Consider the following 24,381-nt stretch of genomic DNA (forward strand, 5'->3'; position numbering starts at 1 on the left):
GCTGCAGGGTGTTGCGTATTGTATTGACGTTTACGTAAACGTCAACTGCGTAAATTTACCGAATCAAGCTGCCTTGCGTCGCTTCGGCGGTTTGGCCGTGCCTGCCTGGGCGTCTTCCAGCAGGCGACGGCATTGGCGCTCGTGCTGGTCGATTTCGGCCAGCTGGGCGTTCAGATCATCGAGTTGCTGCGTGAGCACGGCGCGGTGCTGCGCGAGTGACGCCAGAAAGCGCTCCAGCTGCGGCACCGTATCGCGCGGCGATTCGTACAGATCCAGGATCTCCTTGATCTCACCCAGCGACAGCCCGAGCCGCTTGCCGCGTAAGGTCAGCTTCAGGCGTGTGCGCTCGCCGGCGGAGTACACGCGGCGGCGTCCGCCCGGCCCCTGGCGATCCGGTGCCAGCAGGCCCTGGTCTTCGTAGAAGCGGATGGCGCGCGGGGTGATGTCGAATTCGCGGGCGAGGTCGGTGATGGTGTAGCTGACATCGTCATGTTCGCAGCTCTCGCCGGATTCGAGATCAGCGGCAAGCTCAGCGGCGGCAGACGGGGTGGAAGCAGACATACGGCGGGTGATCCTGTGATGGCGGGTGCGCATCGGGCAGCCAATTTAAGTTTTCGCTTAAGATGGGAGACCGGCGACGAATTGACGTTTACGTTAGCGTCAATGGCGTCAAACCGCAATGCATGAAGACTGCCTTCCGAAGGCGGCACTTGAGACCACACCCATGAACGCGCTCGAACACCAACTCGACTATCCCTTTGGCGACACGCTTCCCGAAGGCGGCACGCGGTTTGAAGTCGCCCCCGGCATCTACTGGCTGCGCATGCCGCTGCCGTTTGCGCTCGATCACATCAACCTCTGGCTGCTGCGCGATCACCAGGACGGGCAGGACGGCTGGACCATCGTCGACTGCGGCATCAACCACGAAGCCATTCGCGGGTACTGGGAAACCATCTTCGCGAACCATCTCGACGGCCTGCCGGTGCTACGCGTGCTGGTGACGCATTGCCACCCCGATCACGTTGGCCTTTCCAACTGGCTGTGCGAGGGCGGCGATCAGAAACGCTGGAACGTGCGCCTGTGGATGAGTCTGGGCGACTATGCGTTCGCGCGCATGTTGGTGGGCGGTACGGGCGCCTCGAACGCCGGCGGCGAATTTGCCGCGCGCCACTTCGAGCGCCACGGCCTGACGGACCCCACCTCCATCGATGGCATCCGCAACCGCAAGGATTACTACAGCACGCTGGTACCGGGTGTCCCGGGCCAGTACCGCCGCTTGATGGACGGCAACGTCGTCACCATCGGCCAGCATAAGTGGCGTGTCATCACCGGCTTCGGCCATGCGCCCGAGCATGTCGCGCTCTACAGTGAAGATGCCAACGTGCTGATTTCCGGTGACATGGTGCTGCCGCGCATCTCCACCAACGTGAGCGTGTTTGATCTGGAACCCGAGGCTGATCCGCTGACGCTGTATCTGGATTCGCTCGGCAAGTACGAGCCGCTGCCGGCCGATGTGCTGATCCTGCCGTCGCACGGGCGGCCGTTCCGCGGGCTGCATACGCGCATCCGCCAACTCCGGGATCACCACGTCGACCGTCTGGCCGAAACGCTGGCCGCGTGCAAGGCCGCGCCGCAGTCCGCGCGTGACATCGTCAACGTCATCTTCAAACGCCAGTTCGATGTGCACCAGATGACGTTTGCGATGGGCGAGGCGCTGGCACACCTGCACGCCCTGTGGCATCGGGGCGAGTTGGTGCGCGAGACCGGCACCGATGGCATCATCCGCTTTCACGTAGCAACCTAAAGCGCATTCCACCGGAGCCCAGCATGGCCGACCAGCACGACGTTCTTGATGACAGCGCCGCCGTTCTGCCGTTTCCCGCCAACACGCCCGTGGCGCCGTACTACGCGGTGATCTTCTCGTCCACGCGCACCGATGGCGACAACGGCTACGGCGCGATGGCCGATCGCATGGTCGAGCTGGCGCGTGACATGCCGGGCTTCCTGGGCATTGAATCCGTGCGCGATGAAGGGGCAACGGAGCAGGGGCGGCCTGGCATCACCGTGTCGTACTGGTCGTCGCTGGAGGCCATTCGCGAGTGGAAGAACCAGGTCGAGCACCTGACCGCGCAGAAGATGGGGCGTGAGCAGTGGTATGCGACGTACCACCTGCGGATTGCCAAGGTGGAGTACGACTACAACTTCCTGCGCTAGCACTTGGCCCACCGCCAACGAAAAACCCGCCTGCTGGCGGGTTTTGTTTTGGGCGGTTGCTGCGCTACAGGCGCAACGTCTTTCCGAACTGCGCCAGATACCGCACGCCTTCAATGGCCTTGCTGCCGTACCACGACACCATCTCGCCATCGACCAGGTAGACCGGCTTGCCGATCTGCTTTTCCAGCGCGTCGACGTGCTCTTCGGTAAAGCTGTAGGGCTCGGTGGAGAGCAGTACGCAGTCGATGTTGCGCACTACCTCGTCGCTCCAGCGGAAGGTGGGATAGCGCGTGTCGGGACGGTTGGGGCGGGCACAGTCACCGCTCTTGTCCGTGCCGCATTGCACGGGCGACGGATCGTCTGGCCACGTGTGGCAATTGATGAGCTTGAGCATGCGCGAGATGTACGTGTCGCGCGACACCGTCATCCACGGGTCTTGCCAGATGGCGTACAGCACGCGGTGCGGCAGGAAGTGGCGGCCGCGCAGGGCTTCCAGCTCTTGCGTGAGCGTGTCTGACAGCTTCTGCGCCTGCGCCTCGCGACGGAAGATGCCGCCCAGCAACTGGTATAGCGCGAGGTTGTCTTCCGGCGCGCACGGGTGCGTGACGATGATGTTGGGGATGAACTCGCGCAGCTTGTCGACGGTCGGGCGCGTGTTCTCGTCAATGTTGACGATGACGTGCGTGGGTGCCAGCTCGCGCAACTTGTCGAGCTTGACTGTTTTGGTGCCGCCCACCTTGGGCACGTTGCGCACCGCCTCGCGCGGGTGAATGCAAAAGCCGGTGCGGGCGACAAGCTGATCGCCCAGGTCGAGCGAGAACAACAGGTCGGTAATGGACGGCACCAGGCTTGCGATGCGCGGTGTGGTATCGACGGGGGCGTGGGCAACGCCTAGCGCATCGGTAAACATCATCAGGCGTTCTCTGGTTTGCGGGGCTTGCGCGGCGCGCGCGCAAAGGCAAAGTCATACAGCCAGCGCGGCAGCACGTGCAGCAGCTTGGCCACGATCCCCATCTGCCACGGCAGCACGGTAAAGCGCACGCCACGGTGGATCGCCTCCACGGCTTTCTGTGCGAACACGTCCACCGGCGTCAGGAATGGCATCGGATACGGATTGTGCGCGGTCATCGGTGTGCGGATGTAGCCGGGGGCGATGGTCACCACACGCAGACCGCGCGGGCCGAACTCGACGCGCAGGCTCTCCATCAGCTTGATCACCGCCGATTTGGACGCGCTGTACGCCGCTGCACCCGGCAGCCCGCGCACGCCTGCCACGCTGGCAATGCCGACCAGCGTGCCACCCGGTGCGCCTGGCTTGGCCCGCGCCAGCATCGGTTGGACGAAGGGTTGGAAGGTGTTGAGCGTGCCCATCCAGTTGGTGTCCATCACGCGGGCAAACGCTGCCAGATCGCCCGGTTCGCTCAGGTCGGTGCCCTCTGAAATGCCGGCGTTGGCGATGACCACGTCAGGCACGCCGGCCGCCGCGATGAACGCTTCAGCGGCGGCATGCATCGACTCGGCGCTGCACACGTCGGCGGCGTAGCAATGCGCGCGGATGCCGGCCGGCAGCGTTTGCACGAAGTCGTTGATCACGTCGACGCGCCGTGCGACCAGCCCGAGCGTGGCGCCCTGGGCGGCGTACTGCCGTGCGAGTGCCTGGCCGATGCCGCTGGAAGCGCCGGTGATGAAGACGATTTGACTCATGTCGGGTGTCCTGTCGAGGAAGGGCAGGGAAGGTCGGCACGAAAAACGCCCGCACGGAGGCGGGCGTTGGTGGCGGTATCACGCCCTTGGGCTAAGCCCCAGGCGCGGTCATCCATCACAGTTTGCGGTCGCGCACCTGCTGGACGAGGTAGTCGAGCGTCTGCGCAGCGCCCACGTTGCTGCCAGCATCGGCCGGCGACGTGGTGTACTTGCCTTGCACCACGATGGTCGGCACACCTTCGATCTTGTACTGATCGGCCAGTTGTGCGGCGCGTTTGGTATTGGAGTTCACGCTGAACGAGTTGTAGGCGTCGCGGAACTGCTTCTCGTCGACGCCGTTGGCGGCCATGAACTTGGCAATGTCGTCCAGCTCCGACATCGAGCGGTAGTTCTTGTGCAGTTGGTCAAACACGCGGTCGTGCAGCGTGCGGCCGCTGGCGTCCTTGGCGTCCAGCTTGCCCAGCGCTTCCAGCGTGTAATAGATGCGGGTATGCGGTTCCAGCTTGGCGTTGAAGGCCACCGGCACGCGCTTGATCACCACGTCCTTGCCTTGCTTGGCCACCCAGGCCGTCCAGGTGTTTTCAAAGTCGTAGCAATGGGGGCAGCCGTACCAGAAGAACTCCGTCACCTCGATCTTGCCCGCAGGCACCGGCTGCGGCGATTGCAGCACTTTGTATTCCTTGCCGGCGGTGGGCGCGGCTTGGGCCGGCGCGGTCATCAGGAAACCGGCGCCGGTAGCGAGGGCGATCAGGAAAGCAGCGAGTTTTTTCATGGCGAATGGACGAAATAGGCGGGAAAGCCAGGGAAACCGAATCTGTGCAGCCCAAGGCGGGTGCCAGCGTAACTGAATCTCAGGTTTCTGACAGATCACAGCCCGCCGGGTTCAAGCGGGCTGCGTGTTTTCATGTCACTGCTGGCGAGCGAAGCGGATGACTGACGATTCCACGCCCGACGCCTGCAGGCGGCTGCGCACGGCGGTCATCTCGTCCAGCGAGTTGTACGGGCCCATGCGCACGCGGAACATGGTAGCGCCGTTCACTTCACGCTGCGTCACCTTGGCCTCGAAGCCCTGCATGGCGAGGTTGCCCTTCTGGCGCTCGGCATCGTCGGCCGATTTGTAAGCGCCCACTTGCAGGAAATAGCCTGTCTTGGCGGCGTCCTGGCGGGCAATCTCGGCAATCGGGTCCGCCACGGGTTTCTCGTTGGAGGCCGTTGCGGGCGGCGTGGGCTGGGTGGTCTGCTTGGGCGGGCGCGCGGCAGGCGTGCTGGCCGGCTGCGTGGTCGTGCCCGGTTCGGTCGGGTGGGTGGTAGTAGCTACCGGCGGCGGGGCGTTCGGCTCCGGCACCTGGTCCACTGGCTTGGCCGGCACGCGGCTCCACAGCGGGGCGTTCGGATCGGCGGCCGGGGCGCTGGCCTGCGGTGCGGCTGGCGCGGGCGTCGGCAGCGGGTTGACCACAGTGCCCGGCTCGCTCGGCTTGGGCTGCGCGCCGTTGCGCGACACGAACGGCACCGGCGCCTTGGTGATGTACACCGCCACCACGACGGCGATCGCCAAACCGACGATCAGGCCAAGCACCAGACCCAGAAACGTGCCGCCCCGTTGCGAGCGGGCACGGGAAGATTGCGTATTGCGTGCCATGTCCATCCTTCTAGAAGCGCCCGATTATAAGAGCGCCGTGTGTCGTCACTGCGGTCGTCGCTGCGGGCTTTACATCTTTTGAGGCGCGGAGACGCCGATCACCGCCAGCCCGTTGCGCAGCACCTGGCGCGTGGCGGCCAGCAGTGCGAGGCGCGCGCGCTTGACGGTTTCGTCGTCGACCAGCACGCGATCGGCGTTGTAGAACGCGTGGAAGTCGCCCGCGAGGTCGCGCAGGTAGAAGGCCACGGCATGCGGGGCCAACTCGCGCGCGGCATCGGCCAGCATGTCGGGGAAGGCCGCAAGGCGCTGCACCAGGGCCGTTGCCTGCGGGCTGGCGTCCGGGCCGGTTACCGCGGCCAGGTCGGCGCTGGTGAGCGAGGCGGCATCAACGCCAGCGCGCTCGAACACCGAGCAGATGCGTGCGTGGGCGTACTGCACGTAGTACACCGGGTTCTCGTCGTTCTGCTTCAGCGCCAGGTCCACATCGAAGACGAATTCCGTATCGGCCTTGCGCGACAGCAGGAAGAAGCGCACGGCGTCACGGCCGCGCGTGAAGCGAGCGGGCCAGTTCGGCTCACCAGCTTCCACGCAGGCGCGGATGGTGTCGACGCCGGATTCGCTCTCCGCATCACCGTTGGACCATTCGATCAGGTCGCGCACCGTCACGTACGAACCGGCGCGCTTGGAGATCTTCACCTCGGCGCCGTCCTTCATCACGGTGACCATCTTGTGCAGGACGTAGTCAGGGTAGCCCTTGGGGATGCCGATGTTCAGGCCCTGCAGGCCTGCGCGCACGCGGGCGATGGTGCCGTGGTGGTCGCTGCCCTGCACGTTGATGACCTGCGTGAAGCCGCGGCCCCACTTGGTGGTGTGGTAGGCCACGTCGGGCACGAAGTAGGTGTAGGCGCCGTCGGACTTGCGCATGACGCGGTCCTTGTCGTCGCCGTCGTCCGTCGTGCGCAGCCACAGCGCGCCTTCCTGTTCGTACGTCTTGCCGGCGGCGATGAGGGCATCGACCGTCTGCTGCACCTTGCCCTCGGTGTAGAGCGACGATTCCAGGTAGTAGCGGTCGAATTTCACGCCGAAGGCCTGCAGGTCGATGTCCTGCTCGTTGCGCAGGTACGTGACGGCAAAGCGGCGGATGGCTTCGATGTTTTCGACGTCGCCGGCGCCCGTCACGGGTTCGCCATCGGAGGCGCGGACGGTCTTGCCGGCCAGGTAATCGGCGGCGATGTCGGCGATGTAGTCGCCGTTGTAGGCGGCTTCGGGCCAGTTGGCGTCGCCGGGTTTGAAGCCGCGCGCGCGGGCTTGCACGGAGACGGCCAAGTTGTGGATCTGCACACCGGCGTCGTTGTAGTAGAACTCGCGGTGGACGGTGTGGCCCTGCCAGTCGAGCAGGCTGGCCAGTGCATCGCCCAGCGCGGCCTGGCGGCCGTGGCCGACGTGCAGCGGGCCGGTCGGGTTGGCCGAGACGAATTCCACCAGCACCGGGGCGCCGTCATGGGTGTTGGCGGCACCAAACCGGTCGCCTTCGGCAAACACGGCGGCAATCACATCGGCACGCGCGGCGGCCGACAGGCGCAGGTTGATGAAGCCGGGGCCGGCGATCTCCACGGCGGAGACCAGGCGCTGGCCGCGGGCATCGGCGCGGATGGCGTCAGCAATGCTGCCAGCGAGTTCGCGCGGGTTCTTGCCCAGCGGCTTGGCCAGTTGCAGCGCGACGTTACAGGCGATATCACCGTGCGCGGCTTGCTTGGGGCGCTCCAGGACGATCTCCGGTCGGGCCTGGCCTTCGGGCAGCAGCGAGCCGACGGCGTCGGACAACAATTGGGCGATCGTCTGTTTGTGGGAGGGCAGCATAAAGAAACCATGACGCCGACAGTGCTGAAACCGGTTGAAATCCAGTTTCGGCGCCGCCAGTTGCGTTGTTCGGGGAAAAGTACGAAATTTTATCAGGTGCGCCACGGTCCTAGAGGTATCCGGTCCGCCCCGTGGCAATCTGCGGCTCCACCCAACTCAGGGAAACCACGAAATCATGATCACCTTTACTTCGCACGCTTCGCAAAAGTTTTCCATGCAGAAGGATCTCGCCATGGTGCTGCTGGGCGTGATCGGCAAGACGCTGGGCGAGCGCGGCGTCATCACGCCCGAAGAGATGCCCCACGCCATCGACCGCCTCAAGCGCGCCATCAAGGACGATACGCATCAGGCGCATATCCATGTGGCCGAACTGACCGCCAAGGATGACGAAGACGGCGAGGAAGAGCCGCCGCACCTCGGTCAGCGTGCGTACCCGCTGCTGCACATGCTGGAGGAATCGCTGGCCGAAGAGGCCAATGTGCTCTGGGGCGTCTGAGCTTCGCCCAAAGAAAAGCCCGGCCGCCAAACGGGTTGGTCCGGGCATCTGGCCACGGGGGCCGGTAGCGGGGATGCTGAAGGTGGGGGCGGCGCCTGCCGGTCCCCGCGCCTCCGTAAAGTGTCTGCAGGTTCCTTGTCGAGGGCCGGGTTGGCTCTGCCGGCCCATCGCAAGCGATCTGGCTATTCCGCTTCCGCGCGACGGCTGCCACCGCCTGCCAGTGCGACGACCAGGCCGATGGCCGCGCCGATCGCCACCGCTACCCCAATCGACTTGAATGGCGCCGCGCTGATGGTTTCCTGCGTGCGGCCGAGCGCCCAGTCCATCCGTTCACGTGCCTGATGCGCACGATCATTGGCGGTATGGCGCAATGCGTCGGCACGCGCCCGCAGTGTGCGGCGGGCGCGACTAGCCTCGGCGCTGCCCTCATCCGCGAGGGCTTCGATCGCGTCTTCAAGCGAGTGCAGCAGGCTCTGTACATCTTCCACGGCAGGACGCGCGGCATGGCGAGCGTGATTGACGGCCGCGCTAGTGCCGTTGAGTGCGCGGCGCGCGTGCTCGCTAACGTCTTCGAATCGGTTGCGAATGCGTTGGCTGGCAAAGAGAGACATGGCGAAGCTCCTCGTCGTGGCGCCGCGGCAAGCACATACCGGCGGCGCAGTGGGTCAGTTGCGATTTCGGCTCCTGCGCATCATGAAAAGGCGGGCCGTCTGCCATGTGAGCTAGCAAGACGTGGGCCGTGCCTTCTCGTCTGCGCAGCCGGTGCTAATCAACCGCCTTGAAGATCGTGACGCCAAGCACCAGGAACAGCACGAACAGCACGACAAAGATGAAGAACAGGATCTTGGCGATGCTCGCCGCGCCCGCGGCAATGCCGGTAAAACCCAGTACGCCGGCCACCACAGAAACGATGGCGAAAATGAGTGCCCACTTCAGCATGTTGTTGCCTCCGGATAGGGGGGGAATGCGGTGTATCGCAGGGAGATGTGTCTTGTGCTGCATTGCGTCAGGACCAGGCTCCCTGTTGGCGTACTCCCAAGCACACCGCGTGCCTGGGCGGGTGCGTCCTAGGTGTCGCCCGGCTCGCCCACGGGGTATCATGGGCATTGCCATAAAAAAACACACGCAACGTGCGCCGCGTCGGGCGGCCGGATGCGTTTCATGCGTTCACATGGGTCTGCATGCCATGCGGTCATCCTTGCGCTCCACCCTGCTGCTCGCCGGCGGCATTCTGCTGACGCTGGGCGTGCTGATTGCCTCGGAGACGGGCAACATCCGCCTGAGCCAAGGGTATCGGCAGGTGATTCAGTCGCAGCAGGCAGAAACCGCCATCAACGAACTGCTCGCCGAACTCGTCAACGCCGAGGCCGGGCAGCGCGGCTTCCTGCTCACGGGCAAGGACGAATACCTCGACCCGTACAACAAGGCGATTCCGCATATCCACGCATTGATGGCGGAGATCCGCGATCACTACGCCAACGATCCAGAAGCACTCAAGCTGTTCTCGGAGACGGCGCTGCAGGTCAGCCGCAAGCTCACCGAGATGGAGCTCACGCTGATTTACGGCAAGCGTGACTTGGAGGTGGCGCTCGACCTCGTGCGTACCGATTTCGGCAAGGCTTCGATGGAAGCCGTGCGTCAGGGCCTGGACCGGCTGCGCCAGCGCGAGATCGGCACCGTGGCCCGCAGCCTTGAGCACGCCGAGCGCGATCTGGCGCTCTCGCGCTACGGCATCGCGCTCATCACCGCAGTCAACATCATCTTGCTGGTGACGCTGGGCATGCAGCACGCCAAGCGTCTTGCCGCCACCGAGCAGGAGCGCGACCTGCTCGAAGAGGAAAGCCAGAAGCTCGACCGTATGGTGCGCGAACGCACGCGCCAGCTGTCCGACCTAGCCGCCCACTTGCAGCGCGTGACTGAAGACGAGAAGACGCGCCTTGCGCGCGAGCTGCACGACGAGCTGGGGGCCATCCTCACCGCCACCAAGATGGATTTGCACTGGCTGCGCTCACGCATCACGTCCATCGAGCCGGCCGTGGGTGAAAAAATTACGCGCGTGATGTCGCATGTGGACCAGGGCATCCAGATCAAACGTCGCCTGATTGAAGACCTGCGCCCGACCATCCTGCTCAACCTGGGTTTGGTTGAAGCGCTCTCGCAGCTGACCGAGGACGTTGGCGTGCGCAACGGCTGGCATACCGAGGTCAGCCTGCCTGACGAGATGCCCAAGCTCACCGATGATGCGGCGATCGCTCTGTATCGCATCGTGCAGGAGTCGCTGACCAACGCCTCGAAGTATGCGCATGCGACGACGGTGTCCGTGGCGCTGGATGCCAGCGAAGAGGGCGTGCGCCTGCGCGTGCGCGACAACGGCCGTGGCTTTCCGGCCGACATCGAACGCCGTCGCATGGTGGGCCATCACGGCCTGCTGGGCATGGAGCAGCGCGCCATTGCGCTGGGCGGCACGTTGACCATCGATTCGACGCCCGGCGGTGGTGTGACCATCATTGCCGAGTTGCCGCCCACTGACGCGGTGTTCTATCGCGAGGGCGTTAGCGACAGCGGGCCTGCTGGTCCGCACACACTGCCCGGTGGTGTGGCACCAGGCTCGGGCGAGGGCGGCGCGCTGGTCTGAAAAGTAGGGCAACAGAAAAGCAAAAGCCCCTTAACCAGGTTAAGGGGCTTTTTTCATGCGCGCCTTACAACGCGGCGCTTACATCTTCTGCTTAACATCGTCGGCGGCGTTTTCCAGCTTCTGGCCGCCATTCTGGATGTCCTTACCGGCACCCGCCATGGTGTTGCAGCCGGCCAGGAAGATGCACGTCAACGCAATTGCAGCACACAGGGTCTTCATGAAACGCTCCTTGTGGGGGTCGAAAGCAATGTGGGCGATGTTCGGTTTCGCAGCATGGCGGCCGCTGGCGGGCAGGTCTCAGGCGTGCGGATGGTGCACGGTCTGCTGACGGGGGCGTGCCGCGCCGGCACGTTCTTCGATGACCTCGAACACCTTGTCGAGTTCGAGCGACTTGTCGAAGAAGTAGTTGGCGCCAGCTTCAAAGCAGCGCTGCCGGTAGGTCGGCACCTGCGCGTGATTGGTGTAGACGATGCGCACGCTGGGCGATGCTTGATCGCGCAACGTCTGGAGGACTTTGAAACCATTCCCCTGACGCAATTGCAGATCGACGATCACGACATCGTAGTGGCCTTGCGCCAGCTGGCGCAGCGCCAAATCTTCCGTGTCGGCCCATTCGACAACCGCGACGAAAGCGGATGCCTTGAGGTACTCCAGCACCATGCCGCGAAGCACAGGGGAGTCCTCGATGAGGAGGACGCGCAATCCACGGGCGGAGAGGGTAACAGCTTGATCCAGCATGCGTTGATGGTAGCCAGCGGGCCGCCCGGGTGGTATCAGGCGTTGTCCTACATGCCAACAGGATTTCCGGCCGGTTAGCCCTTTGGGCGGGCCGTGTTGCCTTGGTTTTCCATCCGGTGAAGCGTCACTCCACCAGGCCGTTCTTGATGGCGTAATAGGTCAGGTCGGCATTGGACTTCATGCCCATCTTTTCCAGGATGCGGGTGCGGTAGGTACTGACCGTCTTGACGCTCAAAAACAGCTCTTCCGCGATGATCGACACCGATTGCCCGCGCGCGAGCTTGCAGAAGATCTGGAATTCGCGCTTGGACAGCGTCTGGTGCAAGGGCTGGTCGGTCGGCTTTTCCAGGCCGCCGATCAGCAGTTCGGCGACGGTCGGGCTCACATAGCGGCGGCCCTGCGACACGGTGCGGATGGCCTTGACGAGCTCATCCGGCGCACTTTCCTTGGTCAGATAGCCTGAAGCACCGGCGCGGATCAGGTTGATCGCGTACTGGTCTTCCGGAAAGGTGGACAGGATCAGCACAGGCAGATCCGGATGGCGTTGGCGTGCCAGCTTGAGCGTATCGATGCCGTTGCGGTCGGGCATGGAGATGTCGAGTACGACCACGTCGAAGGCGCCGGTGCGGAGTTGCTCCATCACCTCTTCCCCGCTCGCTGCTTCCCCTGCAACTTCGATGTCCCGCTCTTCAGACAAAAACTGCCGAAGGCCGGCGCGGACGATTTCATGGTCGTCCGCAATCAGGACGCGAATCATGCTGCTCCTCGTGGACGGCACGCCCGGCAGATGCCGGAGCGCGCGCTGCGCTTGTTGGTTCGATGCGACAGCAATTGTATCGGACTGTGGCGTGAAACCGGAGTCGCCTGCGTGTTCGATTCGCCTCGCCGGTTCCGGCGGTTTTCTCTGGGCTTCCATCGGCGCCTACGAGTGTGATCGCGTCGCAACATGCGAGGGGCGCCCAGAAAAAAGAAAACGGGGCGGTGGTATCCGCCCCGTGATGGCCACTGCGTACTGACGCCGGGTTTGGAGCCCGGCGCCCGTCCGGCTGGCTTACTTGCTCTGTGCTGCCGCGCCGGTGTTCACGCTGGCGTTGACGTTGGTGCTGCCGGTAGCGTCTGCCTTGGCAGCCTTTACTGTCTTGTGGGCCGACTTTTCAGCCTTGCCGACCGACTCGCCGACCTTGTCTGCCGTCTTGTCCACGCCGGCTTCAGCCTTGGCCTTGTGCTCGTGTGCGGCCTTGGTGCCGTGTTCGGCCTTGGTGGTCAGTTGGTGCTTGGCGGCGTCGGTGTCCAGCTTGGCACTGGCGTCGGCCTTCAGGCCCGTGCCGACATTGGCTTGGGCCGGTTGGGCAGCAGCAGGAGCGACGGCTGCCGTGCCGTTGGCTTGCGCGCCAGCGTTGGCCGACGGGGTTTGTGCGTTGGCGTAAGCCGAAGCAGCAGCGATAGCGATGGCGGACAGGGAGATCAGCAGCTTGTTCATGGAGAGACTCCTTTTGTTCTCTGAACGGCCACGCGAGGGATTCGTCGCGGCATCGCTCTGTGTGTTGAGCGAATGGGTTCAGTGTATGGAGCCCTTCCGGTTACGACTGTTAGGGGGTGTAAGCCTTTGTAATGAAAGCATCACCCCTCTTGAAATGCCTGCAAAGCCAATGCTGGCAAGGCTTCACAGTCGTAAGACATGGCGAACGATTCGCCATGTTCTAAACGTCTTGTCACAGATTAGAGATTCGGCGCGAGGGCGCGCTCCACAAACGCGCGATCTTCACCGCTGCGCGCGACCATATCGTCCACCTGATCCTGGCCGATCTTGCCCAGCGTGAAGTACGTGCTGTCCGGGTGCGACAGATAGAAGCCCGACACGGAGGCGGCTGGCGTCATCGCCAGCGCTTCGGTCAGGTCCATGCCGATCTCCTGCGCGTCGAGCACGCGGAACATGTCGCGCTTGACGGTGTGCTCCGGGCAGGCCGGGTAGCCGGGCGCGGGGCGGATGCCCTTGTATTCCTCGCGGATGAGCGCGTCGTTGTCGAGGGTTTCGTCCGGCGCGTAGCCCCACAGGTCGCGGCGCACGCGGGCGTGCAGGCATTCGGCAAAGGCCTCGGCAAAGCGGTCGGCCAGGGCCTTGAGCATGATCGCGCTGTAGTCGTCGTGGTCGGCTTCAAAAGCGGCTTCACGCTTTTGCACCCCGATGCCGCCGGTGACGGCAAACAGGCCGATGTAATCGGCAATGCCGGTGCTCTTGGGCGCGATGAAATCCGCCAGGCAGCGGTTCGGGCGCATCACGCCGTCGATGATCGGACGCTCGCTCTGCTGGCGGATGTTGCGCCAGGTGAGCGCGACTTCCGAGCGCGATTCGTCGGTGTAGATCTCGATATCGTCGTCGTTGACGGTGTTGGCGGGCAACAGCGCGATCACGCCGTTGGCCGTGAGCCAGCGCCCGGCGATCAGGCGCGCGAGCATGCTCTTGCCGTCCGAGAACACCTTGCGGGCCGACTCACCGACGATCTCGTCGTTGAGGATGTCGGGGAATTTGCCGGCCAAGTCCCACGTCTGGAAGAACGGGCCCCAGTCGATGTACTGCGCGAGCTCGTTCAAGTCGTAGTTCTTGAACACGCGGCGGCCGATGAACTTGGGCTTGGGCGGCGTGTAGTTGCTCCAGTCGATCTTCGTCTTGTTGGCGCGCGCGGCGGCCAGCGACACCATCGGCGTGGCCTTCTTGTTGGCGTGCTGGGTGCGGATGCGGTCGTAATCGGCGTGCAACTCTTCGACGTAGCGCGCGGCGCCTTCGTCCGACAGCAGGCTCGATGCCACGCTCACCGAGCGCGAGGCGTCCGGTACATAGACCACGGGGCCTTCGTAATTGGGGGCGATCTTCACGGCGGTGTGCACGCGGCTTGTGGTGGCGCCGCCGATCAGCAGCGGGATCTTCTTCACGCGGAAGTAGTCATCGCGCTGCATTTCCGAGGCCACGTAGGCCATCTCTTCCAACGACGGCGTGATCAGGCCCGACAGGCCGATGATGTCCGCACCTTCGACCTTGGCCTTCGCCAGAATCTCGTTGCAGGGGACCATCACGCCCATGTTCACGACTTCGAAGTTGTTGCACTGGAGCACGACTGTGACGATGTTCTTGCCGATGTCGTGCACATCGCCCTTGACCGTGGCGATGACGATCTTGCCGCGCGAGCGTACGTCGCCGCCGGCCGCGGCAATTTGGCGCTTCTCTTCTTCGATAAACGGAATCAGATGGGCCACGGCCTGCTTCATCACGCGGGCCGACTTCACCACCTGCGGCAGGAACATCTTCCCGGCGCCGAACAGGTCGCCGACGATGTTCATGCCGTCCATCAGCGGGCCCTCGATCACCTGGATCGGACGGCCACCGGCGGCAAAGATTTTCGCGCGGACTTCTTCGGTGTCTTCAACCACGAAGTCGGTGATGCCGTGCACGAGCGCGTGGGCGAGGCGCTTTTCCACCGGTTCCTGGCGCCAGGCGAGGTTCTCTTCGCGCTTGGTGCCGCCGCCCTTGTAGCGGTCGGCAATTTCCAGCAGGCGGTCGGTCGCATCCGGACGGCGGTTGAGCACCACGTCTTCCACGCGGTCGCGCAGTTCGGCGTCGAGGTTCTCGTACACGCCCAACTGGCCCGCGTTGACGATGCCCATGTCCATGCCCGCCTGAATCGCGTAGTACAGGAACACGGTGTGGATCGCCTCGCGTACCACGTCGTTGCCACGGAACGAGAACGACACGTTCGATACGCCGCCGCTCACCTTCGCGTATGGCAGGTTCTGCTTGATCCAGCGCGTTGCTTCAATGAAGTCGACCGCGTAGTTGTTGTGTTCCTCGATACCGGTGGCGACCGCGAAGATGTTCGGATCGAAGATGATGTCTTCCGGCGCAAAGCCGACTTTTTCGACCAGGAAGTCGTAGCTGCGTTTGCAGATCTCGGTCTTGCGCTGGTACGTGTCAGCCTGGCCCTTCTCATCGAAGGCCATCACCACGGCGGCGGCGCCGTAGCGTTTGATCAGCTTGGCGTGGTGCGCGAACTGTTCCTCGCCTTCCTTGAGCGAGATCGAGTTGACGATCGCCTTGCCCTGCACGCACTTCAGACCCGCCTCGATCACGTCCCACTTGGACGAGTCGATCATGATTGGCACGCGCGCAATGTCGGGCTCCGAGGCGATCAGATTCAGGAAGCGCACCATCGCCGCCTTGGAATCGAGCATCGCCTCGTCCATGTTGATGTCGATGACCTGCGCGCCGTTCTCGACCTGCTGGCGCGCCACGGCCAGCGCCTCGTCGAACTGGCTGTTCAGGATCATGCGCGCGAACGCCTTGGACCCGGTGACGTTGGTGCGCTCGCCGACGTTGACGAACAGCGTGCTCTCACCGATGTTGAACGGTTCGAGGCCAGAGAGGCGCATGGGGTGGTCGGTCATGATGGTGCGGGAGTTCGGTCAGGCGGGGGCGTGTTCGCCCAGCTTCAACAGGTTGCCGTGCGGGTCGATCACGTAGAGCTCTTTCATGCCCCACGAGCGCACCGCCGGCGGCGCAAGCTCAAGCCCGCGCGCGGTGAATTCTTCAAACAGCGCCTGCGTGTTCGGCACACGCAGGTAGCACGAGGTGTTCTCGGCAATGCGGCGGTCGTCGCACGGCCAGAAATGGATTTCGGCGCCATCGCGCTGCACGATCAGGTAGTCCTCGACCAGCAGCGCCTGCGTAAAGCCGAGCCGCTCCGTGTAGAAGCGGGCCGACTCCTGCAGGTCCAGCGAGGCGAGCACGGGGATCGTGCTGTCAATGCGCGCGGTCATTGCGAACCTCAGGCGGCGTCTTTGTACTGGCCCGGCCAGCCGCGCGGCTTGCGATTGGCCACGCGATCGGCAATCGCCTTGATGTGCTCGGGCGTGGTGCCGCAGCAGCCGCCCACCAGGTTCACCAGGCCAGCGGCGGCAAATTCGTCGACCAGGCTGGAGGTGACATCGGGTGTTTCGTCAAAGCCCGTGTCGCTCATCGGGTTGGGCAGGCCGGCGTTCGGGTAGCACGACACGGCCACGTCGCAAATCTTGGCCAGCTCGGCAATGTACGGGCGCATCAGCGCGGCGCCCAACGCGCAGTTCAAGCCGAAGGTGATCGGCTTGGCGTGGCGCAGGCTGTTCCAGAACGCCTCCACCGTCTGGCCCGAGAGGATGCGGCCCGAGGCGTCGGTCACGGTGCCGGAGATCATCACGGGCACGCGCTCGCCGGTGTCTTCAAAGAGCTGATCGATGGCGAACAGCGCCGCCTTGGCGTTGAGCGTGTCGAAGATCGTCTCGACCAAAAACACGTCCGCGCCGCCTTCGAGCAGCGCCTTGCCCTGTTCGTAGTACGCGTCGCGCAGTTGGTCAAAGCTCACGTTGCGCGCGCCCGGGTCGTTCACGTCGGGCGAGATGCTGGCGGTCTTGGGCGTGGGGCCGAAGGCGCCAGCCACGAAGCGTGGGCGCTCGGGCGTGCTGTACTTGTCGCAGGCTTCGCGCGCGATGCGGGCGGCCACGACATTCATCTCGTAGGCCAGGTCCGCCATCTTGTAGTCTTCCTGCGCGATGGTCGTCGCGCCGAAGGTATTGGTTTCGATCAGGTCCGCACCGGCGGCCAGGTATTGCTCGTGAATCTCGCGGATGACCTCCGGCCGTGTCAGCAGCAGCAGCTCGTTGTTGCCTTTCACGTCGATCGGGTGATCGGCGAAACGCTCGCCGCGGTACTGCGCCTCGTTGAGCTTGTAGCGCTGGATCATGGTGCCCATTGCGCCGTCCAGGATCAGGATGCGCTCGCGCAACAGCGCGGGCAGGTTGGCGGCACGGGTGTAGGGCAGGGGCGCGGTCATGGGGAGACTCCGAGGTGCAGCGGCCGGTCAGATATTCAAAATTTGCGGCCAAAGGCGAATTTTACCAGTCGCATCAATGACTTGCCGCCGTTGTGGGCAATCGCGCTCCTATAATCCACATTACGCCATTTGCCCCGCCCTGATAGCCGCCATGCAACTGCTCGATCCCACTGACGCCCACGCCTTTCTGCAACGCACGCCCGCAGCGCTGTTCATCGACTGTCGCAGCGAAATGGAACACCTGTTTGTCGGCCATCCGGTCGGCTCGCACCATGTGTCGTGGAACGACGGTCCGCACTGGGAGGTGAACCCGGAGTTCGTACCGACCGTGCGCAAGCTTTCCGGACACGGTACCGATCGCCCGATCGTGCTGATCTGCCGCAGCGGCAATCGCTCGTCGGCAGCGGCGCATGCGCTGGAGGAGGCGGGGTTCCGCGATGTCCGTGTCGTTCGTCACGGGTTTGAGGGCGATCTGGATGGCACGCGCCATCGCAACACGCTCAATGGCTGGCGCCACGCAGGCATGCCGTGGGAGCAGTGCTAAGCCGCAGTTAGCAGGACGCTATCAATGCGATAGTTGCCTTACACATGAAAAAACGCCCGGCGGCACCACGCTCCGGGCGTTTTTCTTGTTCGTTGGGCGGGCGCGGTTAGCGCAGTTGGATAACCTCGCCGCCACCCCGATGCACGCTGTTTAGTGCATCGTCACCGGTTGCGTCATCACCGAGTCGAACTTGCCGAGAAAGTCGTCGACTTCTTCTGCGGTTGGTTCACTGGCGATCAGGCGTTTCACATCTTCACGGAAATGCTCGGCAAGCTCGCCGCCGAGGAAGATTTCACGCTTGAGGTTCTTGTCGACGATTTCGTAGCCGCCTGCGGCAAGCATGGCGTGTTGGCCGTCTACACCGAACTCGACAACACAGTAGTTGTCGCTGTTGTAGATCATTTGCATGGTGCACCTCCGAGGCGTCAATCGTCTTGCTGTTGTGGGGACTGCTCTACTGCTGCACCGGGTAGATGGGGCTCGCGATCCTGACTTCAAGGGCCGATCATTTCCCGCGTTCCAGATCGTGGTTTGCCCCATCTACTCCTTGGGCCTAATCATTGGTCATAAAGTTCGCGAACGCGAGGCGGAATGTGTGACGTGCGTTGTTATCGCGTAACAAGACCTTTCCATGTCTGCATCGAAAGGCGCAAGCCGTTGTCCGCCATTCGGCGGGTAGACGACGGGCGGTGTGCGTGGCGCCTGCAACTACCGGCAGGGCAAACATCCGTCAGGGCATTTCACACTGGCTGCCGCAGCCTGCGTGTCCGAGGAATTCATCCAGAACGGTGAGAAAGGCCTCGTCCTGTTCGATGGGGGCGAGATGGGCTGCGCGTGGCATCACTTTCAAGCGCGCGTTCGGAATGCGCGAAGCCATTTCGCGTGCGACTTCCACGGGAGCGCCGGCATCTTCTTCACCCGTCATGACAAGTGTGGGACAGGCAATGCGTGCGAGCCCGCTGCGCGTGTCGAGTGTCTTGATGGCGAGGCAGGCGCCAACGTAGCCGTGCGGCGGCGTGGCACGCAGCAGGGTGCGGATGCGCTCGGCCACATCAGGATGCGCTTCACGGTAGGGCGCGGTCAGCCAGCGTTGCAGCGTGGGTTCGACGATGCCAGCCATGCCGTGCGCCTCGACCTGGCCGATGCGTTCGTCCCACATCGCATGCGCTGTCACCGGTGTGACACACACGGTGTCACACAGCGTGAGTGAGAGCAGCCGCTCCGGGTGTCGCACGCCCATGAGCTGCGCGACCATGCCGCCCATCGACAGCCCGATGAAGTGCACCTGCTGAATCGAAAGTGCATCAAGCAGGCCGGCTGCATCGTCGGCCATCTGGAACAGCGTATAGGCGCCATGCGGCGCCGTGGTCTTGCCGTGCCCGCGCGCGTCGTAGCGCAGCACGCGGTGGCGCGCGGCAAGGTGCTGGGCGATACCGTCCCACAGTTGGTGGTCAACGCCCAGCGCGTGCGCAAGCATGACCCAGGGGCCATCGGCGCCGTCGATGCGGTAGTGGATGTCGATGCCGTTGGCGTGCACCGTGCCGGAGCTGGAGACCGCGTTGGCGCTCATGGTTGGCCTCCTTCCTGGGATTGATAGACGAGCTCGAACTGCATGCCATTGGGCTCGGTCTGGCGCAGGCGCACGGGCAGCCAGCCGCGCTCGGCCGACAGCCAGATCTCGACGCGCCGCTGATCGCCCTCACGGCGCGGCAGCCGCACGAAGTGCTGTGCACGGATCGCGCCCTCGGGTGTATCGATGGTGTCTTCGCCCACGCGCTGCACGCGCGCAACTTCCACGCTGTCGGTATCGGCGATGGGGATTTCCAGTGTCAGGCCAGGGCTGATGAAGCGCTCGGGGTTGCTGCGCGCCAGTCCCGTCAGTTGCAGGAACACGCTGAAGCGATCTTGCGTGCCCACCGGCAGCGGCAGCACATTGGGTGTGCGCGTAAATGTGATGGTGGGGGCGCCCGCTATGCCGGACGCCGGCGCCGCCTCGGCGTAGTGGAAGGTCGTCACGTCGGGTTGTCGGCGCCCGCGCACTTCTTCGTAGCGTGCCGGGGTCAGGCCATACGTATCGATGATGCCGTTGCTGCGGAAGACCAGCGACCCGAAGAACAGCGGCAGCGGAATGTCGACCGATAGCGTGTAAGTTTTGCCGTCCGTGGTCCAGCGGATCACACCATCCTCATTGCGCACACCGTTGACGTAGGTGGCGTAGTGCAGGGTGGCCGAGGGCGGCGGAGAGAAGCTCGCTTCGGGGGCGGCCGGCGCACTGCCTTGTCCACCCTCGCCACTCAGGTCGCGGACCATGCCGGTGTCGGCAGAGGCGCCTGCGGCGGCCCCCATCGGGATGTCAGCATCTTCTGGGGCCGGCACTGCTGCCGGCGCAGGCTGGGGCGGTGCCGAGCGCGGCTTGGGCGGCGTGGGTTTCGGCTGCGCCTTGGCGGCGGGTGGTGTTGGCGGCTTGACGGGTTCCGGCTGCAGCAGCAAGGTCGGGATGATCTGTTCCGGCTCCGGCGGCCACGCCATCTGGTGGCTGTGGGCGATCCACACGACGGCAATGCCGTGTGCGACCAGCACAGCCAGTGCGATCAGCCCCCAGCGGCGCCAGTGGCGTGCGCGTACGGCCGTTCGGTCTTCAGGGCTGCGAGGCAAGGGGGGCAACGTATCCAAGGTCGGCGGAAAGCTGTTGTGCGGCCTGCCGCAAGCGCCGCTCCAGCGGACTGCTCCACGTGGTGTCGAAGGTGCTCTGTGCGCCCAGGGCGATCAGTACGAGACACAACTGGCCGTTGGCGTCGAACACCGGCAGCGACATCGCGTTGATACCCGGCAGCACACCGCCGTGGATGCGCGAGGCGCCGTGCGCGCGCACGTCGGCGCACAGGGCGTCGTAGGCGTCGAGCGTGCGCGGCAGTTCGGGGTTGTCGTCCGCGCTGTTGTCATGCTTGGCGGCGGCGCGTTCCAGCTCGCGCTGGATGAAGGGCAACGTCTGCGCGCGTGGCAGGTAGGCGCCGAACACGCGGCCCGTGGCCGAGTTGAGCATCGGCATCACATCGCCCAGGCGCAGGCTGACCGTGACGGGGTGGCTGGCCTCTTCCCAGTGCACGATGACCGGGCCCAGGTTGCCCCACACGGCCAGGCCGATGGTGTGATCGATTTCGTCGCGCAGCGCGGCAGCAGCGGGGCGGGCGCGGCGCATCGGGTCTTGCCGGTTCAGGCTCACCAGGCCCATTTCCAGCGCAAAGGGCCCGAGGTCGTAGCGGCCTTCAGGTGTTTGCGTGACCAGCCCGAGACGCGCGAAGCTCACCAGGTAGCGGTGGGCCTTGGCCGGGTTCATCGGCGCGGCGCGCGCGAGGTCGCGCAGCATCATCGGACCATTGGTGTGCGTGAGCACGTCCAGCAGCCGGAAGCCGACCTCGATGGACTGGATGCCCGAGCGCGCAGGCAACTCGTCTGACATGAGGTCGGACGCGATGTCGCCGTCAACATCGGTCTCCAGGTCGAGATCAGCGTCGGTGGGCAGCGTGGACATGGGGCAGGTGCGGTGGATCGGTTCGGCCCAGTTTAGCCGATGCAAGGTGTACCATCCGCGCAGCCTTTCTCAGCACACGACGCCCATGAAACTCGCCACCCTCAAGGATGGCTCGCGCGACGGCCAACTGGCCGTGGTCTCGCGCGACCTGAAGACCGCACACTACGCCACGCACATCGCCGGGACGCTGCAACGCGTGCTCGACGACTGGGTCTTCTATGCACCGCAGCTGCAGGATCTGTACGAGCAGCTCAACACTGGCCGTGCCCGGCATCCGTTTGCGTTCAACGCGGCCAACTGCATGGCGCCGCTGCCGCGCGCCTACCAGTGGGCGGACGGCTCGGCCTATGTGAACCACGTGGAACTGGTGCGCAAAGCCCGTGGCGCCGAAATGCCCCCCGAGTTCTGGACCGACCCGCTGATGTACCAGGGCGGCTCCGATGACCTGGCTGGCGCGCATGACCCCATCGTCTGCCGTAGCGAGGCCTTCGGCATCGACTTCGAGGCCGAGGTGGCCGTCATCACCGGCGACGTGCCGATGGGCACCGAGGCCGCTGCTGCCGCCGAGGGCATCCGCCTGATTGTGCTGGCCAATGACGTATCGCTGCGTAACCTGATTCCGGCGGAACTCGCCAAGGGTTTCGGCTTCTTCCAGAGCAAGCCGGCGACGGCGTTCTCGCCCGTGGCCGTTACGCCCGACGAGCTGGGCGATGCCTGGCGCGAGCGCAAGGTGCACCTGCCGATGACGGTGCGCTGGAACAACAAGAAGGTCGGCCAGCCCGAGTGCGGCACCGACATGGTGTTCGACTTCGGCCAGCTGATCGCGCATATCTGCAAGACGCGCAACGTGCGTGCGGGCAGCATTGTCGGCTCGGGCACCATCTCCAACGTGGACCGCAGCAAGGGGTACGCCTGCATCGCTGAGAAACGCATGCTCGAGACCATCGAATCCGGCGCGCCCATTACCGAATTCATGCGCTACGGCGATACGGTGAAGATCGAGATGTTCGACGCCAACGGCGTATCGATTTTCGGGGCGATCGACCAGGAAGTCGTCGCGCCCGGCACGCAGAACTGAGCATTACGCTGATTCAGGTGCAGCCTTTGCGCGGCGCCCGCGCTTGGGTTGCGCAGCACCGGCCGTCATGGCCTGACCGTGGTAGCCCAGGCGCAGCGACAGCGCCCGTCCGGCCTCGCGCAATAGCCGTGAGGCCGGCCCTTCCAGGGTGGCATCGAACACGCTGGACAACCCCAACGCCGTGATGGCCCCCGCCAGCTTGCCTTGTGCATCCAGCACGGGCACCGCCACCGAATCGATACCGTTGATGAGCGTGCCGGCGATGCGCGCCACGCCCTCGTGCCGCACCGTCTGCCAGCGTGCGCGGCAGTTCAGCCAATCGGTCAGGCCCGCCTTGCCGGCGCCGGGGCCTCGCAGCTCGCGGTCGATGAGCGAAACGATCTGGATTTCGGGCATCCAAGCCGCGCACGCCTGACCCGTCGCCGAGTTCAGCAGCGGCATGGCCGAGCCGACGCGCACGTTGACCGTCACCGGCCGGCCGCCGTCTTCCCAGCGCACGATCACCGGGCCGCGCTCGGTCCAGATCGAGAGGAACACGCTCTCGTTCAGCCGCTCGGCCAGCTTGGGCAGCATGTTGCTGCCTTCGCGCACGAAGTCCACGTCCGACAGCGCCGACAGCCCCACCTGCAATGCCTGCGCGCCCAGCCGGTAGCGTGCCGAGGCCGGGTCCTGCTCGACAAAGCCCATGCGCTCCAACGACACCAGGTAGCGATGCACCTTGGCGCGTGGCATGCCGAGTTGCCGGCCCAGCTCGGAGACGGCGTGTGCGCCGCCCGTGCGCGCCATCTCCGAGAGCACCGTCAGCGCGATTTCGGCGGACTGGATGCCGGCGCTGGTGCGCTCGGGGGGCGCATTTTCGTCCAGCGGTTCGGCGGGCAGTTCGTCGGGGGATTCGCCAATCGGCAGGGTGTCTTCAGGAAGCATCTTGAAGTCTCGGGTGTCGCTTTATAAGATACGCGTTACGCAAAAAGATACAACCGGCGCGGCGGCCCTGCGCGCTGGAAAAGACACCGAGCTGACATCGAAAACCCGGGAGACACCATGAAGCTGTCGATCTTTTCCGTGCAGGACCACTATCCGGACCGGCACCGCAGTCTGCCGCAACTCTACGCAGACGTCATCGCCCAGGCCCGCCACGCCGAGGCACTGGGCTACGACACCTTCTGGGTGGCCGAGCACCACTTTCACGAGTACGGTGCCGTACCCAATCCAGCGGTCTTCCTGTCGCACCTGGCCGCGCACACGCATCGGCTGCGGCTGGGCACCGCCATCTCCATCCTCACGTTTCACCACCCGGCCACCGTGGCCGAGAACTACGCGATGGTCGACGCGCTCTCGGGCGGGCGGCTGTCGCTGGGCGTGGGCTCGGGATATCTGAAGCACGAGTTCGAGGGCTACGACGTGGACCCGGCCATCAAGCGCGAGCGTTTTGACGAAGCGCTGATGCTGGTCCAACGTTTGCTCGCCGGCGAGCGCGTGCACCACGAAGGCCAGTTCCACACGCTGCGCGACGTGCGCCTGAACGTGCTGCCTGTGCAGACTACGGTGCCGATCCATGTGGCGATCCTGCGGCGCGAGGCGGCGTACCACATTGGCCGGCAGGGGCGGCGCATGCTGTTCGTGCCGTACGCGTCGGTGGATGGCTTCGACGAGATTCGCTTGCTGATGGACGACTACCGGCGCGGTTTGGCAGAAGCCGGCATCCACGACACGCGCGGCATGGCGGCGGTGGCGCTGCACACGCATGTCGGCCCGACGGACGCTGCGGTGCGCGAGGCGGCTGCAGCGCCGTTCGACCTGTATGTCGCGACGCGGCTCTACGCGCGCCGGCAAACGTATGACGATGTGCTGGCCAGCGGGCTGTCCCTGTTCGGCACACCGGATGCGGTGGCTGACAAGCTCGCGCGGCTGTCCGACATGGGCGTCGACCACGTCATGGCGCTGCATAACTTTGGTCTGATGCCGCAGCCGGTCGTGCTCGAATCGATGCGCGCCCTGGTGCAGGAAGCGCTGCCGCGTGCGGGGCTGACGGCACTGGCTGCCTAGATTCTCATTCGGCGTGCGCGGCCCTAGAATCACGGCC

Annotated in this window: 27 protein-coding genes; 7 read left to right on the forward strand and 20 right to left on the reverse strand. The window is 64.6% G+C overall.

Features of this window, described 5'->3' with window-relative positions; genetic code table 11:
- Positions 1-63: 63 nt before the first annotated feature.
- Entirely contained in the window at positions 64-561 is a 498-nt protein-coding gene (locus tag F7R11_RS03770) for a MerR family transcriptional regulator (protein WP_064801316.1), read from the reverse strand.
- A 163-nt stretch (positions 562-724) separates the two neighbouring features.
- Here F7R11_RS03770 and F7R11_RS03775 point away from each other — a divergent pair, with 163 nt between their 5' ends.
- Both F7R11_RS03775 and F7R11_RS03780 read left to right on the forward strand, forming a co-directional pair.
- On the forward strand, positions 725-1,804 hold the full coding sequence (locus F7R11_RS03775) for an MBL fold metallo-hydrolase (RefSeq protein WP_021196239.1): 1,080 nt from the start codon (positions 725-727) through the stop codon (positions 1,802-1,804).
- Between the two features lie 23 nt (positions 1,805-1,827).
- Positions 1,828-2,214, forward strand: a complete 387-nt coding sequence (locus F7R11_RS03780) for an antibiotic biosynthesis monooxygenase family protein (protein WP_021196240.1) — start codon at positions 1,828-1,830, stop codon at positions 2,212-2,214.
- 64 nt (positions 2,215-2,278) lie between these two features.
- Here the strand turns inward: F7R11_RS03780 and F7R11_RS03785 are convergent, their stop codons facing one another.
- The 5 genes from F7R11_RS03785 to argS all read right to left on the reverse strand — a co-directional run bounded on the left by F7R11_RS03785 (position 2,279) and on the right by argS (position 7,417).
- Positions 2,279-3,127: a helical backbone metal receptor gene (locus F7R11_RS03785; RefSeq protein WP_064801319.1), complete on the reverse strand. Its 849-nt coding sequence runs from the start codon at positions 3,125-3,127 to the stop codon at positions 2,279-2,281.
- Positions 3,127-3,918, reverse strand: a complete 792-nt coding sequence (locus tag F7R11_RS03790; RefSeq protein WP_064801321.1) for an SDR family oxidoreductase — start codon at positions 3,916-3,918, stop codon at positions 3,127-3,129. Before F7R11_RS03790 ends, F7R11_RS03785 begins: the two co-directional genes overlap by 1 nt.
- 115 nt (positions 3,919-4,033) lie before the next feature.
- Positions 4,034-4,690 carry a thiol:disulfide interchange protein DsbA/DsbL gene (locus tag F7R11_RS03795; RefSeq protein WP_021196243.1) on the reverse strand — a complete coding sequence of 219 codons (657 nt, stop codon included), beginning with the start codon at positions 4,688-4,690 and terminating at the stop codon, positions 4,034-4,036.
- 135 nt (positions 4,691-4,825) lie between these two features.
- Positions 4,826-5,557 (reverse strand): SPOR domain-containing protein, encoded by a 732-nt coding sequence (locus F7R11_RS03800; protein ID WP_064806125.1) that lies wholly within the window; start codon positions 5,555-5,557, stop codon positions 4,826-4,828.
- Between the two features lie 69 nt (positions 5,558-5,626).
- On the reverse strand, positions 5,627-7,417 hold the full coding sequence (argS, locus tag F7R11_RS03805; protein WP_064801323.1) for an arginine--tRNA ligase: 1,791 nt from the start codon (positions 7,415-7,417) through the stop codon (positions 5,627-5,629).
- 175 nt (positions 7,418-7,592) lie between these two features.
- Between argS and F7R11_RS03810 the strand changes: the two genes are divergently transcribed.
- Positions 7,593-7,913 carry a DUF1840 domain-containing protein gene (locus F7R11_RS03810; protein ID WP_021196246.1) on the forward strand — a complete coding sequence of 107 codons (321 nt, stop codon included), beginning with the start codon at positions 7,593-7,595 and terminating at the stop codon, positions 7,911-7,913.
- 182 nt (positions 7,914-8,095) lie between these two features.
- Here the strand turns inward: F7R11_RS03810 and F7R11_RS03815 are convergent, their stop codons facing one another.
- Positions 8,096-8,524 carry a DUF883 family protein gene (locus F7R11_RS03815; protein ID WP_021196247.1) on the reverse strand — a complete coding sequence of 143 codons (429 nt, stop codon included), beginning with the start codon at positions 8,522-8,524 and terminating at the stop codon, positions 8,096-8,098.
- 154 nt (positions 8,525-8,678) lie between these two features.
- Entirely contained in the window at positions 8,679-8,852 is a 174-nt protein-coding gene (locus F7R11_RS03820) for a DUF1328 family protein (RefSeq protein ID WP_021196248.1), read from the reverse strand.
- A gap of 247 nt (positions 8,853-9,099) precedes the next feature.
- On the opposite strand from F7R11_RS03820, the gene F7R11_RS03825 reads away from it, so the two are divergent.
- The gene (locus F7R11_RS03825) at positions 9,100-10,548 is read left to right on the forward strand and encodes a sensor histidine kinase (RefSeq protein ID WP_064806128.1); all 1,449 of its coding nucleotides are present in this window, start codon (positions 9,100-9,102) and stop codon (positions 10,546-10,548) included.
- A gap of 78 nt (positions 10,549-10,626) precedes the next feature.
- Here F7R11_RS03825 and F7R11_RS03830 read toward each other — a convergent pair whose 3' ends face one another.
- From F7R11_RS03830 to F7R11_RS03860, 7 genes are all read right to left on the reverse strand, one after another.
- Positions 10,627-10,767 carry an entericidin A/B family lipoprotein gene (locus tag F7R11_RS03830; protein ID WP_021196250.1) on the reverse strand — a complete coding sequence of 47 codons (141 nt, stop codon included), beginning with the start codon at positions 10,765-10,767 and terminating at the stop codon, positions 10,627-10,629.
- A 78-nt stretch (positions 10,768-10,845) separates the two neighbouring features.
- A complete protein-coding gene (locus F7R11_RS03835) occupies positions 10,846-11,286 on the reverse strand; it encodes a response regulator (RefSeq protein ID WP_064801325.1) in 441 nt (146 codons plus the stop codon).
- Positions 11,287-11,410: 124 nt separating this feature from the next.
- The gene (locus tag F7R11_RS03840; RefSeq protein ID WP_009277190.1) at positions 11,411-12,043 is read right to left on the reverse strand and encodes a response regulator; all 633 of its coding nucleotides are present in this window, start codon (positions 12,041-12,043) and stop codon (positions 11,411-11,413) included.
- A gap of 294 nt (positions 12,044-12,337) precedes the next feature.
- Entirely contained in the window at positions 12,338-12,766 is a 429-nt protein-coding gene (locus F7R11_RS03845; RefSeq protein WP_064801327.1) for a hypothetical protein, read from the reverse strand.
- Positions 12,767-13,005: 239 nt separating this feature from the next.
- Complete coding sequence (gene metH, locus F7R11_RS03850) at positions 13,006-15,723, reverse strand: methionine synthase (protein WP_082932757.1); 2,718 nt, start codon at positions 15,721-15,723, stop codon at positions 13,006-13,008.
- Between the two features lie 18 nt (positions 15,724-15,741).
- Positions 15,742-16,095, reverse strand: a complete 354-nt coding sequence (locus F7R11_RS03855; protein ID WP_064801329.1) for a bleomycin resistance protein — start codon at positions 16,093-16,095, stop codon at positions 15,742-15,744.
- An 8-nt stretch (positions 16,096-16,103) separates the two neighbouring features.
- Positions 16,104-17,144 (reverse strand): homocysteine S-methyltransferase family protein, encoded by a 1,041-nt coding sequence (locus F7R11_RS03860; protein ID WP_064801331.1) that lies wholly within the window; start codon positions 17,142-17,144, stop codon positions 16,104-16,106.
- Between the two features lie 151 nt (positions 17,145-17,295).
- Here F7R11_RS03860 and F7R11_RS03865 point away from each other — a divergent pair, with 151 nt between their 5' ends.
- A complete protein-coding gene (locus F7R11_RS03865) occupies positions 17,296-17,688 on the forward strand; it encodes a rhodanese-like domain-containing protein (RefSeq protein ID WP_021196256.1) in 393 nt (130 codons plus the stop codon).
- 150 nt (positions 17,689-17,838) lie between these two features.
- Here F7R11_RS03865 and F7R11_RS03870 read toward each other — a convergent pair whose 3' ends face one another.
- From F7R11_RS03870 to F7R11_RS03885, 4 genes are all read right to left on the reverse strand, one after another.
- The gene (locus F7R11_RS03870; protein ID WP_021196257.1) at positions 17,839-18,096 is read right to left on the reverse strand and encodes a BTH_I0359 family protein; all 258 of its coding nucleotides are present in this window, start codon (positions 18,094-18,096) and stop codon (positions 17,839-17,841) included.
- A 322-nt stretch (positions 18,097-18,418) separates the two neighbouring features.
- On the reverse strand, positions 18,419-19,258 hold the full coding sequence (locus tag F7R11_RS03875; protein WP_064801333.1) for an alpha/beta fold hydrolase: 840 nt from the start codon (positions 19,256-19,258) through the stop codon (positions 18,419-18,421).
- Positions 19,255-20,361 carry a DUF3108 domain-containing protein gene (locus F7R11_RS03880; protein ID WP_064801336.1) on the reverse strand — a complete coding sequence of 369 codons (1,107 nt, stop codon included), beginning with the start codon at positions 20,359-20,361 and terminating at the stop codon, positions 19,255-19,257. The genes F7R11_RS03875 and F7R11_RS03880 overlap by 4 nt, the downstream gene beginning before the upstream one ends.
- The gene (locus tag F7R11_RS03885) at positions 20,327-21,220 is read right to left on the reverse strand and encodes an IclR family transcriptional regulator (RefSeq protein ID WP_064801338.1); all 894 of its coding nucleotides are present in this window, start codon (positions 21,218-21,220) and stop codon (positions 20,327-20,329) included. The genes F7R11_RS03880 and F7R11_RS03885 overlap by 35 nt, the downstream gene beginning before the upstream one ends.
- 85 nt (positions 21,221-21,305) lie before the next feature.
- On the opposite strand from F7R11_RS03885, the gene F7R11_RS03890 reads away from it, so the two are divergent.
- Positions 21,306-22,298 (forward strand): fumarylacetoacetate hydrolase family protein, encoded by a 993-nt coding sequence (locus F7R11_RS03890; RefSeq protein WP_064806130.1) that lies wholly within the window; start codon positions 21,306-21,308, stop codon positions 22,296-22,298.
- A 3-nt stretch (positions 22,299-22,301) separates the two neighbouring features.
- Here the strand turns inward: F7R11_RS03890 and F7R11_RS03895 are convergent, their stop codons facing one another.
- Positions 22,302-23,222 (reverse strand): IclR family transcriptional regulator, encoded by a 921-nt coding sequence (locus tag F7R11_RS03895; RefSeq protein WP_064801340.1) that lies wholly within the window; start codon positions 23,220-23,222, stop codon positions 22,302-22,304.
- Positions 23,223-23,339: 117 nt separating this feature from the next.
- Between F7R11_RS03895 and F7R11_RS03900 the strand changes: the two genes are divergently transcribed.
- Positions 23,340-24,344, forward strand: coding sequence for an LLM class flavin-dependent oxidoreductase (locus F7R11_RS03900; RefSeq protein ID WP_064801343.1), 1,005 nt, complete (start codon positions 23,340-23,342; stop codon positions 24,342-24,344).
- Positions 24,345-24,381 lie beyond the last annotated feature (37 nt).

The sequence above is a fragment of the Ralstonia insidiosa genome (genome assembly GCF_008801405.1).
GTDB classification, from domain to species: Bacteria; Pseudomonadota; Gammaproteobacteria; order Burkholderiales; family Burkholderiaceae; genus Ralstonia; species Ralstonia insidiosa.